18 protein-coding genes are annotated in these 16,407 nt (G+C 62.3%); 4 read left to right on the top strand and 14 right to left on the bottom strand.

Going from position 1 to position 16,407, the window contains the following annotated elements; genetic code table 11:
• Positions 1–99 precede the first annotated feature (99 nt).
• Positions 100–1,149 carry a lipoyl synthase gene (lipA, locus tag O5O48_RS10125; protein WP_269686913.1) on the top strand — a complete coding sequence of 350 codons (1,050 nt, stop codon included), beginning with the start codon at positions 100–102 and terminating at the stop codon, positions 1,147–1,149.
• Positions 1,150–1,182: 33 nt separating this feature from the next.
• Here the strand turns inward: lipA and lipB are convergent, their stop codons facing one another.
• From lipB to O5O48_RS10070, 11 genes are read right to left on the bottom strand one after another with little or no spacing between them, the layout of a single operon-like run.
• Positions 1,183–1,815, bottom strand: a complete 633-nt coding sequence (gene lipB, locus O5O48_RS10120) for a lipoyl(octanoyl) transferase LipB (RefSeq protein ID WP_269686912.1) — start codon at positions 1,813–1,815, stop codon at positions 1,183–1,185.
• A complete protein-coding gene (locus tag O5O48_RS10115) occupies positions 1,815–2,093 on the bottom strand; it encodes an HP0495 family protein (protein WP_228245250.1) in 279 nt (92 codons plus the stop codon). The genes lipB and O5O48_RS10115 overlap by 1 nt, the downstream gene beginning before the upstream one ends.
• Before the next feature lie 11 nt (positions 2,094–2,104).
• The gene (locus O5O48_RS10110) at positions 2,105–3,304 is read right to left on the bottom strand and encodes a D-alanyl-D-alanine carboxypeptidase family protein (protein ID WP_228245249.1); all 1,200 of its coding nucleotides are present in this window, start codon (positions 3,302–3,304) and stop codon (positions 2,105–2,107) included.
• 45 nt (positions 3,305–3,349) lie between these two features.
• Positions 3,350–4,267: a septal ring lytic transglycosylase RlpA family protein gene (locus O5O48_RS10105; RefSeq protein WP_228245363.1), complete on the bottom strand. Its 918-nt coding sequence runs from the start codon at positions 4,265–4,267 to the stop codon at positions 3,350–3,352.
• Entirely contained in the window at positions 4,267–5,307 is a 1,041-nt protein-coding gene (gene mltB, locus O5O48_RS10100) for a lytic murein transglycosylase B (protein ID WP_373314995.1), read from the bottom strand. Before mltB ends, O5O48_RS10105 begins: the two co-directional genes overlap by 1 nt.
• Positions 5,304–6,437, bottom strand: coding sequence for a rod shape-determining protein RodA (rodA, locus tag O5O48_RS10095; RefSeq protein ID WP_228245246.1), 1,134 nt, complete (start codon positions 6,435–6,437; stop codon positions 5,304–5,306). Before rodA ends, mltB begins: the two co-directional genes overlap by 4 nt.
• Positions 6,434–8,317, bottom strand: coding sequence for a penicillin-binding protein 2 (gene mrdA, locus O5O48_RS10090; protein WP_228245245.1), 1,884 nt, complete (start codon positions 8,315–8,317; stop codon positions 6,434–6,436). The genes rodA and mrdA overlap by 4 nt, the downstream gene beginning before the upstream one ends.
• Before the next feature lie 3 nt (positions 8,318–8,320).
• Positions 8,321–8,788: a 23S rRNA (pseudouridine(1915)-N(3))-methyltransferase RlmH gene (gene rlmH / locus O5O48_RS10085; protein ID WP_228245243.1), complete on the bottom strand. Its 468-nt coding sequence runs from the start codon at positions 8,786–8,788 to the stop codon at positions 8,321–8,323.
• 6 nt (positions 8,789–8,794) lie between these two features.
• Positions 8,795–9,151 carry a ribosome silencing factor gene (gene rsfS / locus O5O48_RS10080; RefSeq protein ID WP_088273476.1) on the bottom strand — a complete coding sequence of 119 codons (357 nt, stop codon included), beginning with the start codon at positions 9,149–9,151 and terminating at the stop codon, positions 8,795–8,797.
• 8 nt (positions 9,152–9,159) lie between these two features.
• Positions 9,160–9,798, bottom strand: a complete 639-nt coding sequence (gene nadD, locus O5O48_RS10075; protein ID WP_228245242.1) for a nicotinate-nucleotide adenylyltransferase — start codon at positions 9,796–9,798, stop codon at positions 9,160–9,162.
• Positions 9,799–9,808: 10 nt separating this feature from the next.
• Positions 9,809–11,074 carry a glutamate-5-semialdehyde dehydrogenase gene (locus tag O5O48_RS10070; RefSeq protein WP_228245241.1) on the bottom strand — a complete coding sequence of 422 codons (1,266 nt, stop codon included), beginning with the start codon at positions 11,072–11,074 and terminating at the stop codon, positions 9,809–9,811.
• 92 nt (positions 11,075–11,166) lie between these two features.
• Between O5O48_RS10070 and O5O48_RS10065 the strand changes: the two genes are divergently transcribed.
• Positions 11,167–11,937, top strand: a complete 771-nt coding sequence (locus O5O48_RS10065; RefSeq protein WP_410172310.1) for a DNA-3-methyladenine glycosylase — start codon at positions 11,167–11,169, stop codon at positions 11,935–11,937.
• Positions 11,931–13,142: a DedA family protein gene (locus O5O48_RS10060; RefSeq protein WP_228245238.1), complete on the top strand. Its 1,212-nt coding sequence runs from the start codon at positions 11,931–11,933 to the stop codon at positions 13,140–13,142. Before O5O48_RS10065 ends, O5O48_RS10060 begins: the two co-directional genes overlap by 7 nt.
• Positions 13,143–13,145: 3 nt before the next feature.
• Here the strand turns inward: O5O48_RS10060 and O5O48_RS10055 are convergent, their stop codons facing one another.
• Positions 13,146–13,688 carry an LON peptidase substrate-binding domain-containing protein gene (locus O5O48_RS10055; protein ID WP_269688687.1) on the bottom strand — a complete coding sequence of 181 codons (543 nt, stop codon included), beginning with the start codon at positions 13,686–13,688 and terminating at the stop codon, positions 13,146–13,148.
• A 246-nt stretch (positions 13,689–13,934) separates the two neighbouring features.
• Between O5O48_RS10055 and O5O48_RS10050 the strand changes: the two genes are divergently transcribed.
• The gene (locus tag O5O48_RS10050) at positions 13,935–14,390 is read left to right on the top strand and encodes a MaoC family dehydratase (RefSeq protein ID WP_088273471.1); all 456 of its coding nucleotides are present in this window, start codon (positions 13,935–13,937) and stop codon (positions 14,388–14,390) included.
• Positions 14,391–14,444: 54 nt separating this feature from the next.
• On the opposite strand, the gene O5O48_RS10045 is transcribed toward O5O48_RS10050, so the two are convergent.
• Together O5O48_RS10045 and mpl are read right to left on the bottom strand one after the other, a co-directional pair.
• Entirely contained in the window at positions 14,445–15,047 is a 603-nt protein-coding gene (locus tag O5O48_RS10045; RefSeq protein ID WP_269686911.1) for a flavin prenyltransferase UbiX, read from the bottom strand.
• Complete coding sequence (gene mpl, locus O5O48_RS10040; protein ID WP_228245234.1) at positions 15,040–16,401, bottom strand: UDP-N-acetylmuramate:L-alanyl-gamma-D-glutamyl-meso-diaminopimelate ligase; 1,362 nt, start codon at positions 16,399–16,401, stop codon at positions 15,040–15,042. The genes O5O48_RS10045 and mpl overlap by 8 nt, the downstream gene beginning before the upstream one ends.
• Positions 16,402–16,407: the final 6 nt, after the last annotated feature.

Raw genomic sequence — 16,407 nt, 5'->3', positions numbered from 1 at the left:
CGCGCGCTTGTGCCACTGTGGTAGAATTTGCGACGGCCACAAGCCGACCCGTGCCTATTTCAGCACCCTACGGAGCCTCTACCTGGAGCCCTGCCGATCATGTCCGACACCCCGCAGAAGTCCGTTGCCAGCGGCGAAAAGTTTCGCAACGCCCAGGGCATTGCCGCCATCAAGGATGGCCAGAAACGTCGCGCCAACACTGAACCCCAGGTGTTTTCGCCAAAGCCCAAGTGGTTGCGGGTCAAGGCACCGGGCGGTGACCGTTTTGAGGCAGTCAAACGTAATGTCAGCGAACATCGCCTGAGCACGGTCTGCCAGGAATCCCATTGCCCCAATATGGGCGAGTGCTGGTCCAACGGCACCGCCACCATCATGCTCATGGGATCGGTCTGCACCCGCGCCTGCCGTTTCTGCGCGGTGGACACCGGCAACCCGAACGGCTGGCTGGACAAGGAAGAACCGGAGAACACCGCGAAATCCGTCGAGCTGATGGCCCTGCGCTATATCGTGCTGACCTCGGTCGACCGGGACGATCTGGACGACGGCGGCGCAGCCCATTACGCCGCCTGCGTGCGCGCCATCAAGGCACGCACGCCCCAGGTGGTCGTCGAGGCCCTTACGCCTGACTTTGACGGCGAGCTGAGCGCGATTGAAGCGGTCGTTGATTCAGGCCTGGAAGTCTTCGCCCAGAACGTCGAAACCGTCGAACGCCTGACCCACGAGGTACGCGACCCGCGCGCCGGATACCGCAAGACCCTGGACGTGCTGGCCCACGCCAAGAAGCACCGTCCGCAGGTGCTGACAAAGACCAGCCTGATGGTCGGTCTGGGTGAAACCGACGACGAAATTCTGGAGACCTTCAAGGACCTGCGCGAAATCGGCGTGGATATCGTTACCCTTGGCCAGTACCTGCAGCCGACCCGCAATCACTTGGCGGTACAACGCTGGGTCAGCCCTGAAGAGTTCAACCGCTATCGCGAGATCGGTCTGGAGATGGGCTTTATGGAAGTGGCCGCCGGCCCGCTGGTGCGCTCCAGCTACCGAGCCGACAGGGTATTCGAGAAGAACAACCTGGGCCTGGCCGCGCCTGCGCCAGTGCCGGGCCAGGCAGTCAACGCCAGCCTGATTCCGACCCTGAATCTGAGCTGAAACCGAGTCGGGCGCAGACGCGCCCGAACAACTCTACTCTGCGAAGTATCCAAGGCGCTTGCGTAGCGCCGTTGCCAGCTGCTCCTCGACCAGAAGCATATCCACCGGCCCCTCGACGTGCTCAGTCAGCTGGGTCATGCGCAGACCGGCGTAGCCACACGGGTTGATCCGCCGAAACGGCTCCAGATCCATATCCAGATTCAGTGCCAGCCCGTGGAACGAGCAGCCGCGGCGTACCCGCAGCCCCAGCGAGGCAATCTTGTCTGCACCAACATAAACACCCGGCGCATCCGCACGCGGCGCCGCCTCGACGCCATGCAGCGCCAGCACGTCGACCAAGCTCTGCTCCATGGCAGTCACAAGGTCGCGCACGCCCAGGTTCTTGCGGCGCAGATCCAGCATCAGATAGGCCACCAGCTGCCCCGGGCCATGATAGGTCACCTGACCACCACGCTCGACCTTGATGACCGGAATATCACCGGGCGCCAGCACATGTTCAGCCTTGCCCGCCTGCCCCTGGGTAAATACCCGGGGGTGCTGCAGCAGCCAGATTTCGTCGGGAGTATCGGCGCCACGCTCCTCGGTTAGCCGGCGCATGGCATCAAGGGTGGGCTGGTAGTCCACCAGCCCGAGGCGGCGAATGACCAGCCCGGAAGGACCTGCCATCAAAGCACCATATGCACGCGACCGGTGGCCTTGAGGTCACGATGCAGTGCTTCGAGCTGCTCCTGACCAGTGGCTGTGATGACCACCCGCAGTGACAGAAAACGACCGTTCTTGCTGTCCCTGATCTCGACCGTGGTGGTATCGATGCCGGGGGCGTGTTTCTCCACCACCTCGCAGATCACCTCGGCAAAGTCGTCACCGGCAGTCCCGATCACCTTGATCGGGTACTGACAGGGAAATTCGATTTTTGGAGCCTGAGGCTCGGTTACATCGGCCATATGCGGCCTCCTCAATCAAACAGGCCGTAGAAGAACAGACGAATACTGTCCCACAGACGACCAAACAAACCGCCCTCTTCAACCGCAGTGAGTGCAACCAGAGGCGCCTTGTGAACAACCTCTTCACCGAGCTTCACCTCGACTTCACCCAACACGTCTCCCACCTGAATGGGGGCAATGAGCGGCTTATTCAAGCTCAGGCTGGCCTCCAGCTTGTCTGCCTGGCCCTTCGGCAGCGTCAGCATCAGACCGTCCTGCAGCCCCAGCTGCACGGAGCTCTGCGCGCCTTTCCAGACCCGTTCATCGGCCAGAACCTGACCCGGCTGATAGAAGGTTTTGGTTTCAAAGAAGCGGAAGCCCCAGGTAAGCAACTTCTGGGTTTCTGCGGCCCGGGCCGCCTCGCTCGTGGTGCCCATCACCACCGAGATCAGACGCATGTCATCGCGCTTGGCCGACGCTACCAGACAGAAACCCGCCTCGTCGGTGTGACCGGTCTTCAGGCCATCCACCGTACTGTCGCGCCAGAGCATCAGGTTGCGGTTGGGCTGACGGATATCATTCCAGACGAACTCCTTCTCACCGTAGATCGCATAGTGGGATTTCGGATCATCCCGAATGATCGCCTGCGCAAGAATCGCCAGATCACGGGCCGAGGCATAGTGATCCTCGGCCGGCCAGCCGGTCGCGTTGACGAAGTGCGTGTTGGTCATGCCAAGCCGCTGCGCTTGCGCATTCATCAGGTCGGCAAAGGCATCCTCGCTGCCGGCAACGTGCTCGGCCAAAGCGATACTGGCATCGTTGCCGGACTGGATAATGACGCCGCGCAGCAGGTCGATTACCGATACCTCGGTACCGACGCGGATGAACATTTTCGAACCACCCATGCGCCAGGCCTTCTCGCTGACCAGCACCGGATCATTCTCGCCGATCTGGCCACGCTTGATTTCCTGACTGACGATATAGCTGGTCATCATCTTGGTCAGGCTGGCCGGCGGCAGGGGAGTATCGGCATTATGCTCCACCAGCACGGCGCCACTGTTGGCATCAATCAGCAGATAGCTGGTCGCTGCCAGCTCCGGCGCAGTCGGCACGATCGGCGCAGCCGCCGACGGCGCATTCAGGGTCGGGCGGGCCGGCGTCTGTGCCTGAGCGGTCAGCGTCAGAGCCGCGACGGAGGTAATCAGCAGGGTCGAAATCAGTTTTTTCAACATGGTGCTCACAATCAATGGTGGGTTGCGTTTACGCGGGTACTAAAATCAGTTGGAAGTGACCAATGCAGGCGTCCCCAGGTTGGCTACGCGCAGGGTTTCCATCATCCGTCGAGCCTCGTCCTGAGTATTCAGCGGCCCCACCCTGACACGATGCAGGGTACGGGAATCAATCTGTACCGGGCTGACCCGGACATTGTTGCCAACCAGGCCCATCACGCGCTGACGCAGCGCCTGTGCGGCCTGATCGGATGAAAATGCACCAACCTGAAGATAATACCCCCCGGCCTGCACGTTCTCGACCGGCTCTGGCGGCAGCGCGGCCATGACCGGTGCCGCGGCAACGGCCTCTCGGGTCACCAGATAGTCAGGGTTGTTCTGTTGCTGCCAGGCCACCGGATCAATGCCTTCGACCCGCACCCTGGCCGTCCCCTGATCAGCAAACCCCAGTTTTTTTGCTGCGGCGAAGGACAGGTCGATAATCCGGTCCGAATAGAAGGGCCCACGGTCATTGACCCGGACAATCACCTTACGCTGATTATCAAGGTTGGTGACCTGAACGTAGGTCGGCAACGGCAAGGTCTTGTGTGCGGCAGACATCCCATACAGATCGTATACCTCGCCATTGGCGGTGTGCTGACCGTGGAACTTGGTGCCGTACCAGGACGCTGTGCCCTCCTCCCGATAGCTGCGGCCATCCTGCATCGGATGGTAACGCTGGCCAAGGACCGTGTAGGGCGACGCCTTGAATGCCCCGGTGTGCGGCGTCGGCACCGCATCCGGAATCAGCGATACATCCTGCATATAGCTGGGTGGCCCGTCACGCAGCGGCCGGCTGTCGGCCGGCGCGCCCGCAGCGGCGCCAGGGCTGGTCGAGGGTCCGCTCTGCGGATTGGATGAGCAGGCAGCGAGCGCGGCCAGAGCGCCGAGCAGCACATAACGCATGGATGACAGGACATTCGGCATCATTCGGGCCTGGCCTCACGTAACAGGTCTGCGAGTTGATGTACCACCATGGCATACATGACGCTGCGATTGTAGCGGGTGATGACGTACAGGTTGTTCAGACCCACCCAGTACTGCATTCGTTCCCCGGCGTCGAACTCGAAAGCCATGACCTGCTCATCGTCTGCCAGGGTGGCCTGCGGTGTCCAGCCCAGTGCCTTGAGTTCGCCAACACTCTGCCGCGCTTCCAGGCCCTTGGGCTCGGTCAACCCGTCCCGGTAGCGGTCGCCGCTGACCTGTGCCTCGATGGCGACCCGGGCGCCGTGTGTCCAGCCGTGCTGGTGGAAATAGTTGGCAACACTGCCGATCGCATCAACCGGGTTGTTCCAGATATCAACCTTGCCGTCGCCATCAAAGTCGACGGCATAGGCCTGGTAGCTGGACGGGATGAACTGGCCGAAACCCATCGCACCCGCGTACGACCCCTTGAGGGTCAGCGGGTCGATCTGCTGCTCACGGGTCAGCACCATGTAGCTCATCAACTGCTTGCGGAAAAAGTCGGCACGCGGCGGGTAGTCGAACCCCAGGGTCGCGAGCGCATCGAGGACGCGATACGAGCCCATGTTGCGGCCGTAGAAGGTCTCGACGCCGATGATAGCCAGAATCACCTCCGGCTCTACACCGTACTCCCGCTCGGCCCGCGCGAGCGTATCGGCATGTTCTGCCCAGAACGCCAGCCCACGCTCGATGCGCTGATCGGTAATGAAGATAGCGCGGTACTCATGCCAGGGTTTGACCCGCTCGGCCGGACGCGAGATCGCCTTGATGATGTTGTCCTGGTGCACCGCCTGATCCAGCAGTGCCTGCACGTGCTCGGCACTGAAGCCGTGCTCACTCTGCATCTGCCGCACAAAATCCGGTACCCCCGGATGATCAGGGCCATAGTCCCCCGCCTGCAAGGCGGCAGCGCCAGTGGCAAGCAGCGCGGCAGCCAGCGCCGTGGAGCAGGTACGCAACGCCGCGCCCAAACGGGCACGCCGGAAAAACGAAGATACGATCAATTTTGTGCCATCCATTTCTTGTGCGTCTGGATCGACATGAGGATTCCGAATCCGAGTAACAGGGTCACCAGCGAGGTTCCCCCGTAGCTGATAAACGGCAGCGGCACCCCCACCACCGGCAGCAGGCCGCTGACCATGCCGATGTTGACGAAGACATATACGAAAAAGGTCAACGTAATACTGCCCGCCAGCAGTTTGCAGAAAGCATCCTGGGCTTGCAACGTGATCACCATGCCACGGGCGATAACCAGCAGATAGACCCCCAGCAGCAGGCAGACACCCACCATGCCGAACTCCTCGGCCAGTACCGCGATGATGAAATCGGTATGCCCTTCTGGCAGAAAATCGAGATGAGACTGGGTGCCCTGCAGCCAGCCTTTGCCGAACACCCCGCCCGAGCCAATGGCCGCCTTGGACTGGATGATGTTCCAGCCGGAACCCAGCGGATCACTCTCCGGGTTGAGGAAGGTCAGCACGCGCTGCTTCTGGTAGCCATGCATGACGAAGTACCACATACCGGCCGCCGCCGGAGCCAGCGCCAGCAGGGCACCGATGATGTAGCGCCAACGCAGGCCGGCCAGCAACAGGGCAAAAATGCCGGATGCGGCGATGAGCAAAGAGGTACCGAGATCAGGCTGCTTGAGAATCAGCAAGGTCGGCACAAATATGATCGCCAGGGTGACCACCACCTGCTTGAAGCTCGGCGGCAGATTACGCCGTCCGAGGTACCAGGCGACGCTCATCGGCATGACCAGCTTCATGATTTCCGACGGTTGGAAACGTGTCACCCCGGGGATCGTCAACCAGCGCTGAGCGCCCTTTGCCTCGGTACCCACCAGCAGTACGGCCAGCAACAGCAGCGCACCGCCTATGTAGGCAACCGGCACCCAGCGCTGCATAAAACGCGGCTGGAACTGCGCCACTACGATCATCGCCGAGATACCTACTGCGAAATACGCCATCTGTCGCACTACCATCGGCATGCTCTTGCCACTGGCGGAATAGAGAACAAAGGCATCCACCGTTGCCAGCGCAAGAATAAGCAGCAAGAGCCAAGGATCGACGTGAATGCGCATCCAGATCGACTCGCGCCGCCGAAGACCATGACTGGAAACCGGAATCGACTTCATTGTCCATTCTCCTGAGATTCGGCGTGCCCCTGCTGCTGCTCGGCCTCAAGGCGCGGCACTACCCAGGCGTCAAACACAGCCCTCACCACAGGACCGGCAACCCGGCCGCCGCCCTCACCGTTCTCGACCAGGGCAGCCACCGCGATCATCGGGTTTTCGGTCGGTGCAAAACCGACAAACAGGGCATGGTCGCGATGCCGCTCGCGCAGCGCCGCGGAGTCGTACCGCTCACCCTGGGCAATCGCAACCACCTGAGCAGTACCGCTCTTGCCTGCCATGTTGTAGGTCGCGCCTGCGGCTGCAGCCCTCGCAGTTCCATGGGGCGACTGCATGACATCCTGCATGGCCTGGGTAATGAAATCCCAGTCTGCGGGGTTGCGCAGCTGAATATTCGGCGGGGTCTCGGATTCGTCCGGCAGCACGCCTTCGGCGTTCTTCAACAGCCGCGGGCGGTGCCAGACACCGCGACTGGCAATCAATGCAGTGGACTGGGCCAGCTGCAGCGGAGTAGCCAGCATGTACCCCTGGCCAATGCCGGCAATCAGGGTTTCCCCCGGATACCAGGGCTGGCGGTACTTGGTGCGTTTCCAGCTACTGGACGGCATGAGCCCGGCAGCCTCTTCGTACATGTCGATCGATACACGCTGACCGATCCCGAACTGACTCATGAAATCGTGCATCCGATCAATGCCCAGCTTGTTGGCCAGATCGTAAAAGTAGGTATCGTTGGAACGGGCAATGGCATAGGACATATCAACCCAGCCGTCCCCTGAGCGATTCCAGTTGCGGTATTTGTGGCTGACATTGGGCAGTTGATAAAAGCCAGGGTCATAGACCCGACTGGTACGGGTTACCACACCCGCATCCAGACCCGCCAGCGCAACAATCGGCTTGATCGTCGAGCCTGGCGGATACTGGCCCCGCAGCACCCGGTTGAACAGCGGCTGGTCGAGCGAATCACGCAAGGCGCCGTAATCGGCATAGCTGATGCCGGTCACGAACAGATTGGGGTCAAAACCGGGCTTGCTGACAAAGGCCAGCACCCCGCCGGTGGCAGGATCGATAGCCACTACCGCGCCGCGGCGATCACCCAGCGCCTCCTCGGCTACCTGCTGAAGCTTGACGTCCAGCTCCAGAGTCAGATCGCGGCCGGGAATCGGGTCGGTACGATTGAGCACCCGCAGCACGCGGCCGCGGGCATTGGTTTCCACCTCCTCATAGCCGACGGTGCCGTGCAGCAGCTGCTCGTAATACCGTTCGATACCGGTTTTGCCGATGTAGTGGGTGCCGGCATAGGCGACCGGATCAATTGACTTGAGCTCCTGCTCGTTGATGCGGCCAACATAACCCAGAGCATGGGCAAAGTGATCGGCGAAGGGGTAATAGCGCACGAAGCTCGCCTGAACGTCGACGCCGGGCAGGCGGAACTGATTGATCGCAATACGCGCAATCTGTTCCTGGGTCAGCTCGAACATCACCGGCACCGACTCGAACGGGCGACGAGCCTGCGACAGCCGGCGCTCTGCCTGCGCTGCGTCCTCCTCGCTGAGTTCGAGCAGGGACTTGAGCAGCTCGAAGGTGGCCGGCAGATCCTCAACCCGGTCACGGGTAATAGTCAGGCTGAAGCTGGGCCGATTCTCCGCCAGCACCACCCCGTTACGGTCGTAGATACGACCGCGAGTCGGCGGAATGGGCTGAACATGGACCCGGTTGTTCTCGGACAGCGTCGAGTGATACTCGTACTGGGTCACCTGCAGGTAATACATGCGCGCAACCAGCGCGCCAACCAGCCCCAGAATGAACACCGCAGCCAGAATCAGGCGACGCTGGACGATACGGGCATCATGGTTATGATCTTTCAGGTGAATCGGCTTGGCCATGAATCACTTGTGATAGGGATGACGATTGAGAATGGTCCAGGCCCGGTACAGCTGCTCCGCCAGCAGGATACGCACCAACGGATGCGGCAACGTCAGCGGCGACAACGACCAGCGCTGATCGCTGCGTGCGGCAACCTCTTCGGCCAGCCCCTCAGGGCCGCCCACCATGAGGTTCACGTTGCGCGCATCCAGCCGCCAGCTCTCGAGCTGCTCCGCCAGCGTCTCGGTAGACCAGGCGCGACCATTGACCTCCAGAGTCACGATACGTTCCCCCGGTTGCACCGCAGCCAGCATCTGCTCACCCTCACGGCGCATCAGGCGTGCCACGTCGGCATTCTTGCCGCGGGTCGTCAACGGGATCTCGACCAGCTCCAGAGGCAAGTCAGGCGGCATGCGCTTGGCGTACTCCTGATAGCCGTCCTCGACCCAGCGCGGCATGCGTGAGGCCACGCTGATCAGGCGAATGCGCAAGGTCGATTACTCCGTCGGCTGGTGCTGTGCCCGACGTGACTCGGCGCTCTGCCACAGGCGCTCAAGGTCATAGAACTCGCGGGTAGCCGGCTGCATGATGTGCACGACCACATCGGCCAGATCGACCAGCACCCACTCGCCAGACTCCTTGCCCTCAACGCCCATCGGTTGACGGCCGGCATCCTTGGCCTTCTCCACGACGTTGTCTGCCAGCGCCTTGACCTGACGGTTGGAGCTGCCGCTGGCGATAATCATGTAGTCGGTAACGCTGGTGTGTTCGCGCACATCGATCTTGACGATGTCCTTGGCCTTCAGCTCTTCGAGCGCGTCGACCACCAACTGAACCAGTTCTTCAATCTGCATGTAGATTTTCAATCCTTAGTAGAGGGCCGATACAGCCCTTCGTTTTCAATATAGTCAAGCACCGCATCCGGCAACAGAAAACGCGGCGACGCGCCGCTGCCTACCAACGTGCGAATATGGGTTGCCGAGATTGCCAGCGGCGTCTGCGACAGGCAGATGATCTGCCCGTGGCTGCGCTCGGGCTGGTCTGCGCTGCGCGCGGCCAGCAAATCCTTGAGCACCTCCGGCACTTCGAGGTCGTAATCAGGGCGCTGCAGCACAACCAGATTGGCCAACTCCAGCAGCGACTCCCAGCGGTGCCAGCTCGGCAGTCCGCAGAAGGCATCCCAGCCCAGCACCATGAACAGAGCCACGTCCGATCCCAGTTCCTGGCGCAGCGATTCCAGTGTTTCTACCGTATAGGACGGGCGTTCACGCTGCAGCTCCCGATCATCCACCTGCAGACCGCCACCCTGCCCCAGCGCCAGCTCCACCATCCGCAACCGCTGTGCAGCTGTGGCTCCCGGCATTCCGCGGTGCGGTGGACGCGCACTTGGGATCAGCCTCAGCTCATCCAGCTGCAGCTGCTCGCACACTTCAACCGCACTGCGCAAATGCCCGAAATGCACCGGATCAAAGGTGCCGCCAAGCAGGCCGACACGGCGCATCAATAACGGCTCACTGACGGATATGGCCGTCACCGAACACCACGTACTTTTCGCTGGTCAACCCTTCCAGGCCAACCGGACCGCGAGCGTGAATCTTGTCGGTGGAAATACCGATCTCCGCACCCAGACCATACTCGAAGCCATCGGCAAAGCGGGTCGAGGCGTTGATCATCACCGAACTGGAATCCACTTCGGCAATGAACCGACGGGCACGGGTGTAATCTTCCGAGACCATCGCATCGGTGTGCTGCGAACTGTAGATGTTGATGTGCTCAATCGCGGCGTCCATGTCGGCAACGATGCGGATCGACAGAATCGGCGCCAGATACTCGGTCGACCAGTCCTCCTCGGTCGCTGCGACCACCTCCGGCAGCAGCGCACAGGTCGCCGCACAGCCGCGCAGCTCAACGCCCTTGGCGGCATAGAGCGGGGCAACACGCTTGAGGAACGGCTCGGCGACGGCTTGGTTAACCAGCAGCGTCTCCATCGCGTTGCACACGCCATAGCGGTGGGTCTTGGCATTGATGACGATAGCCTCGGCCTTGTCGAAATCGGCGCGGTCATCGACATAGACGTGGCAGATGCCGTCCAGGTGCTTGATCACCGGCACACGCGCGTCCTTGCTGATGCGCTCGATCAGGCCCTTGCCACCGCGCGGCACGATCACGTCAACGTATTCGGGCATGGTGATCAACGCACCCACGGCGGCGCGATCGGTGGTTTCCACCACCTGCACGACCTCGTTGGGCAGACCCGCTGCCGCCAGCCCTTCACGCAGGCACTCGGCGATCGCTCGGTTGGAATGGATGGACTCGGAACCACCACGCAGAATGCAGGCATTGCCGGACTTGAGGCACAGACTGGCAGCCTCGACGGTCACGTTCGGACGCGACTCATAGATGATGCCGATCACACCGAGCGGCACGCGCATCTTGCCAACCTGGATGCCCGAAGGCAGAAACTTCATGTCGCGAATGGCGCCCACCGGGTCGGGAAGTGCCGCCACCTGGCGCAAGCCTTCGACCATAGCGGCCAGACGGGCCGGCGTGAGCGCCAGACGGTCGAGCATCGCCTCATCAAGGCCGTTGTCGCGGCCGGCCTGCAGGTCCAGCTCATTGGCTGCAACCAGACGCTCGGCGGCCGCTTCAATCGCCTCGGCGGTAGCCAGCAGGGCAGCATTCTTGACGGCGGTCGGGGTGCGGGCAATCACTCGCGAGGCCTTGCGGGCCTTCTGCCCCAGCTCGGTCATGTATACCGCTACCTGTTCAACGCTCATGCTGTCACCTGCCCCTGTCTGGCCAAATGCGGCATTATAGCGGGCTCGCCATTGGCTTGACAGCGCCGCCTGCGGTCGCTGTGCAATTCAATGTGTCATGCAACCCCTGCTACCATGATCCCATGCCCGATACCCGTACCAACCGTCCCTCTCCGACCCCGTTGCCAGAGCGGTTCTTTCAGCGCGACGCACGCGAACTGGCGGTTGCGCTGTTGGGCAAGGTCATTCGCCGACGGCTCGGCGACCAGTGGCTGGCCGCCCGCATCATCGAGACCGAGGCCTACCTGCTGGAGGAGCGCGGCAGTCACGCTTCGCTGGGGTTCACCCAGGCCAGGCGCGCCCTGTTCATGGACCCTGGCACCATTTACATGTACTACGCCCGTGGCGGCGACTCGATGAATTGCAGCGCGCTGGGCGAAGGCTGTGGCGTACTGCTCAAATCAGCGCATCCGGTCATCGATGCCATCAGCCCGCCAAGCAGCCTCACGCGCATGCAACAACTCAACCCGCAGCGCAATGGCCAGCCACGCCGTCCCGAGCGCCTGTGCGCCGGACAGACGCTGCTGTGCCGCTCGCTGGCCATTCGGGTACCGGAATGGAACGCCCGCAGGTTCGATGCACACTGGCTGCTGATTGAGGATGACGGCTACCGCCCCGAGCAGGTGATTCAGGCTCCTCGCCTCGGCATTCCGAGCGGCCGCGATGAACATCTGCCGTATCGCTGGGTAGACGCTGCCTATGCCCCGCACTGCACCCGCAACCCGCTGGGGCGCAGCCGACTGCCCGGCCGCGACTATCGGACAATGGATCATGCACAGGCTCTGGCCAACGCCAGCGCGAGCACAGGGGATGTGACATGCTGAGTTCCCTCACGGACTGGCTGGCAAGCCACCAGCAGTGGCTCGGCATTGCCATTTTCCTGGTCTCGCTCACCGAATCGCTGGCGGTAGCCGGACTGGTGGTGCCTGGCGTCTTCCTGCTGTTCGCCATTTCCGCACTGGCAGCGGGCGCCGGCGTATCACTGACCGAGGCCGTCATCTGGGCCTTTGCCGGAGCCGTGCTGGGCGACTTGCTCAGCTTTGCCCTGGGCCGCTGGTTTCATCAGGACATTCGCCGCCTCCCGCTGTTCCGGCGCAATCCGCAGTGGATTGACCAGGGGGAACGCTTTTTCCGCCGCTACGGCTGGCTAAGCGTGGTACTTGGCCGCTTTATCGGCCCGCTGCGCCCGATCATCCCGATGATCGCCGGCATGTTCGACATGCCTGCCTGGCGCTTTATCGCCATCAACGTTCTTTCGGCTCTGGCCTGGGCGCCTGCTTACCTTATTCCCGGCTACACCGCAGGGCAGGCAGCAAGCTGGGCCGTCCCCCCACTGTTCTGGGGCCAGGCGCTGAACCTGGCCGCCGGCGCCGCGATTGTGCTGGGCGGTAGCCTTTACCTGTTGCGCTGGCAGCGCCGCTGGAGCCCGCTGGCAGCTGCCGGCCTGTGCCTGCTGGCACTGCTGGTGCTGATCCTGCAGCAGCACACACTGGATGTATTCAGCGCCACTCTGGTTGCCAGCCGGGAGCACCTGCAGCTGCCTGGCCTGCCAGCGCTTGCCCGGCCACAGCCGGAGGTGCTGCTGCTGGCCCTGCCGATCCCCCTGAGCCTGCTGCTGGCCCGGCAATGGGGCGCGTGCTGGCTGCTTCTGCTCGCCCTGACGCTGACCCTTGCTCTGAGCTGGCTGGCCGAGCTGTCCACGGCCAGCAGCATTGCCGCCCTGATCACGGCCATGCTGGGAGTCAGCATCGTGCTTTGCAACCGTGGGCAGGGATTCTGGACCCGGGTCAGCTGGTTACTCTATCCGTTGCCACTGCTGGCGCTGCTCGACAGCAACCTGCTGCTGCAACAGGTTGCCGATCCGATGGCGCTGCTGAGCAGCCTGCTGTGCGCCAGCAGTGCAGTGCTGCTGTCCAGCTGGCTGGTCCAGCGCGCCAGCCCGCTGGCACCAATGCCGCCCCTGGCAAGACTGCTGGTCGCATCCTGGCCTTATCTGATCGCATGCTGGTTGCTGCTGACGGCGCCGTAGCCTTTATGCCTGCATCTGCGCCAGCCAGTCACCAATCTGATCAAGCCGCTCCAATGGCGGCGTCATTGCCAGCAACGAGGTCTTCTGTTCCATGCTGAGCGGCAGCAGATAGCCCAGCTGCCAGGCCAGCGCCTGCTGACTCCCGGCAACCGCCGGCATCTGCAGATTGCTGACCAGCGGGTGTTCCAGCAAAGCCGCGTGCAACGCCAGCAACTCGTCGTGCTCGGCCTCCAGCGGCGCATCGAGGGCCTCCGGCAACCACTGTGCTTCAGCACATACCAAGCCATCGGCGGCCACCTCGACCTGCGCAAGCCGAGCCCGGCGGTGCCCCTCGACACGAATCCCCAACAGGCCGTTGTCGCGCTGCTGCCAGTCAATAATCCGCGCCTCGCAGCCAATGGCGCTGAAACGCAGGTTGCTCGAACCCACCTCAGAACCTTCCTCAAGCCCGACCACAACGAAACCCTGCTGCTGACGAAAGCAGCGGCTGACCATATCGAGATAGCGCGCTTCAAATATCTGCAAATCCAGATAACAGCCCGGCATCAACACGGTCTTCAGCGGAAAAAGCGCGACCTGCTCGCTCACAACATCCCCCTTGCCATCAACTGCGACACGACATAGCCTGCCGACAGGTGGTCGAATCATTCAGCAAACCTATGGAAGCCCGGCTTGCATTGACCGCCGCCCGCCCCACTTGCAACCATGCCTGCGAACATTATTTTCCTGCGGCAGGGTAGCAACAATGCCGCGGGCACGCACACCCTCACAATAAGAGTCACGGAGAGCACGATGAAAGCCATTCCCGTTTCTGAACTTACGTCCCTGATCGGCAAGGATATGGGCCATTCTGACTGGCTGCAGATCGACCAGGAGCGCGTCAACCAGTTCGCCGAGTGCACTGGCGACCACCAGTTCATCCACATTGACGAAGAAAAGGCCAAGCAGACCCCGTTTGGCGGCACCATCGCCCACGGCTTCCTGTCGCTGTCGCTGCTGCCGGCCCTGTCAGCCGGCCTGATGCCGCGCCCGGAAGGCCTGAAAATGGCCGTCAACTACGGTATGGACAGCCTGCGCTTCATCCAGCCGGTGCGCGTGGGTTCGCGCGTTCGTCTGCACACCACCATCCTCGACGTGACTGAGAAGAACCCGGGACAGTGGCTGATGAAAGCCCGCAACACGCTGGAAATTGAAGGCGTCGACAAGCCCGCGTTCATCTCCGAAGGCCTGTCGCTGTACTTCGTCTGATTCAGACAAGTGCTGCAACCCGCGACCCACGACAGCTGGGTCGCGGGTCGCGGGCTACTCTCCCCAGCGCGGGATAAGTGCCTGCTCCATCCCCAACTGCCCCAGAATCCGCGCCACCACAAAATCGATCAGATCATCAATCGACTGCGGCTTGTGATAAAAGCCGGGACTGGCCGGCATGATGACCGCCCCCATCTGACTGAGCTTGAGCATGTTTTCCAGATGAATGCTGGAGAACGGCGTCTCGCGTGGTACCAGAATCAGTTTGCGCCGCTCCTTCAGCGCCACATCCGCCGCCCGCTCGATCAGGTTGTTGCTGGCTCCGGTTGCAATCGCCGACAGCGTGCCGGTCGAACAGGGACACACCACCATCGCCGCTGGCGCGCCGCTGCCCGAAGCCACCGGCGCCATCCAGTCCTGCTTGCCATGCACCCGGATCTGCCCTTCGGCCGCCTTGAACTGCGCGGTCAGGTATTGCTCCAGTGCCTGCGGCTTGGGCGGCAACCGCCACTCGGTTTCCGTTGCCGCGACCAGCTGCGCTGCCTGCGAAATCAGAAACGACACTTCTACCCCGGCCTCGACCAGGCAGCCAAGCAGCCGCATCGCATACTGCACGCCCGAGGCACCGGTTACCGCCAGCGTAACTCGCTCAACCATGGCGCGCCTCCAGGGCCTGAATCAGGCGCTGATGAATACCACCAAAGCCACCGTTACTCATCACCACTACCCGTGTTTGCGGGGTCGCCGCAGCGACCACCTGCTCGACAATGGCATCCAGATCACTGGCCACCTGCGCCGGTACAGGGCTATCTGCAACCACGCTCTCAAGCGACCAGTCCAGCCCTGCCGGCTGATACCAGAACACCTGCGAGGCATCACAAACGCTGGCCGGCAACGCAGCCATGTGACTACCCAGACGCATGGTATTGGAGCGCGGTTCAATTACCGCAATCAACGGCGCGTCACCGATCTGCGCCCGAATACCGGCCAGCGTGGTCGCAATCGCCGTTGGGTGATGGGCAAAGTCATCGTAGACGCTGATGCCATTGATCTCGGCCAGCTTCTCCATGCGCCGCTTGGCATTGCGGAACCCGCCAAGCGAAGCGATACCCTGCGCCGGCGTCACGCCAACGTGACGCGCGGCCGCAAGCGCCGATAGCGCGTTGGCAACGCTATGCTGGCCGGTCTGCTGCCATTCGGCGACGCCCTGCAGCTCCCCATCGAGCCAGACTTCAAAGCGCGAGCCGTCGTCACTCAGCAGCCGGGCCTGCCAGTTGCCGCCCTCGCCAGTGGTCTGGCACGGGGTCCAGCAGCCCATCTTGATCACGCGCTGCAACGCCTCATCCTGGGCCGGATGAATGATCAAGCCGGTAGCCGGAACCGTACGCACCAGATGGTGGAACTGCCGCTCGATGGCGGCCAGGTCCGGGAAGATATCCGCGTGATCAAACTCAAGGTTGTTCAGCACCGCCGTGCGTGGACGGTAGTGCACGAACTTGGAGCGCTTGTCGAAAAAGGCGCTGTCGTACTCGTCCGCCTCGACGACGAAGAACGGCGTGCCCCCCAGGCGCGCGGAAATCCCGAAGTTCTGCGGCACCCCGCCGATGAGAAAGCCGGGCGACATGCCGGCGTCTTCCAGCAGCCAGGCCAGCAGACTGGAGGTCGAGGTTTTGCCATGGGTGCCTGCTACCGCCAGTACCCAGCGATCCTGCAACACATGCCGCGCCAGCCATTCGGGGCCGGACATGTAGGGCATGCCCTGATCCAGCATGTACTCCACTGCCGGGTTGCCGCGGGCCATGGCATTGCCGACGATGACCATGTCCGGGGCCGGCTGCAGATGCTCGGGACGGTACCCCTCCTGCAAGGCAATACCCTGTTCGCTGAGCTGGGTACTCATCGGCGGATAGACGTTGGCGTCCGAGCCGCTGACCTGATGGCCCAGTTCGCGTGCCAGCAACGCCAGCGACCCCATGAACGTACCGCAGATGCCGAGAATGTGGAGATGCATGAAATG

It is taken from the genome of Halopseudomonas sp. MFKK-1 (assembly GCF_027474385.1).
GTDB classification, from domain to species: domain Bacteria; phylum Pseudomonadota; class Gammaproteobacteria; order Pseudomonadales; family Pseudomonadaceae; genus Halopseudomonas; species Halopseudomonas aestusnigri.
This window is presented reverse-complemented; position numbering and strand designations above follow the sequence as displayed.

Excerpts from the sequence above, each read along its gene's own strand:
- rodA (WP_228245246.1), bottom strand. The coding sequence starts at position 6,437 with ATGAAGTCGATTCCGGTTTCCAGTCATGGTCTTCGGCGGCGCGAGTCG.
- lipB (WP_269686912.1), bottom strand. The coding sequence starts at position 1,815 with ATGGCAGGTCCTTCCGGGCTGGTCATTCGCCGCCTCGGGCTGGTGGAC.
- O5O48_RS10055 (WP_269688687.1), bottom strand. The coding sequence starts at position 13,688 with ATGCCGGGCTGTTATCTGGATTTGCAGATATTTGAAGCGCGCTATCTC.
- O5O48_RS10070 (WP_228245241.1), bottom strand. The coding sequence starts at position 11,074 with ATGAGCGTTGAACAGGTAGCGGTATACATGACCGAGCTGGGGCAGAAG.
- lipA (WP_269686913.1), top strand. The coding sequence starts at position 100 with ATGTCCGACACCCCGCAGAAGTCCGTTGCCAGCGGCGAAAAGTTTCGC.
- nadD (WP_228245242.1), bottom strand. The coding sequence starts at position 9,798 with ATGCGCCGTGTCGGCCTGCTTGGCGGCACCTTTGATCCGGTGCATTTC.
- rsfS (WP_088273476.1), bottom strand. The coding sequence starts at position 9,151 with ATGCAGATTGAAGAACTGGTTCAGTTGGTGGTCGACGCGCTCGAAGAG.
- O5O48_RS10050 (WP_088273471.1), top strand. The coding sequence starts at position 13,935 with ATGAAAGCCATTCCCGTTTCTGAACTTACGTCCCTGATCGGCAAGGAT.
- mrdA (WP_228245245.1), bottom strand. The coding sequence starts at position 8,317 with ATGGCCAAGCCGATTCACCTGAAAGATCATAACCATGATGCCCGTATC.
- O5O48_RS10060 (WP_228245238.1), top strand. The coding sequence starts at position 11,931 with ATGCTGAGTTCCCTCACGGACTGGCTGGCAAGCCACCAGCAGTGGCTC.
- O5O48_RS10110 (WP_228245249.1), bottom strand. The coding sequence starts at position 3,304 with ATGTTGAAAAAACTGATTTCGACCCTGCTGATTACCTCCGTCGCGGCT.
- mpl (WP_228245234.1), bottom strand. The coding sequence starts at position 16,401 with ATGCATCTCCACATTCTCGGCATCTGCGGTACGTTCATGGGGTCGCTG.
- O5O48_RS10115 (WP_228245250.1), bottom strand. The coding sequence starts at position 2,093 with ATGGCCGATGTAACCGAGCCTCAGGCTCCAAAAATCGAATTTCCCTGT.
- O5O48_RS10105 (WP_228245363.1), bottom strand. The coding sequence starts at position 4,267 with ATGCCGAATGTCCTGTCATCCATGCGTTATGTGCTGCTCGGCGCTCTG.
- O5O48_RS10045 (WP_269686911.1), bottom strand. The coding sequence starts at position 15,047 with ATGGTTGAGCGAGTTACGCTGGCGGTAACCGGTGCCTCGGGCGTGCAG.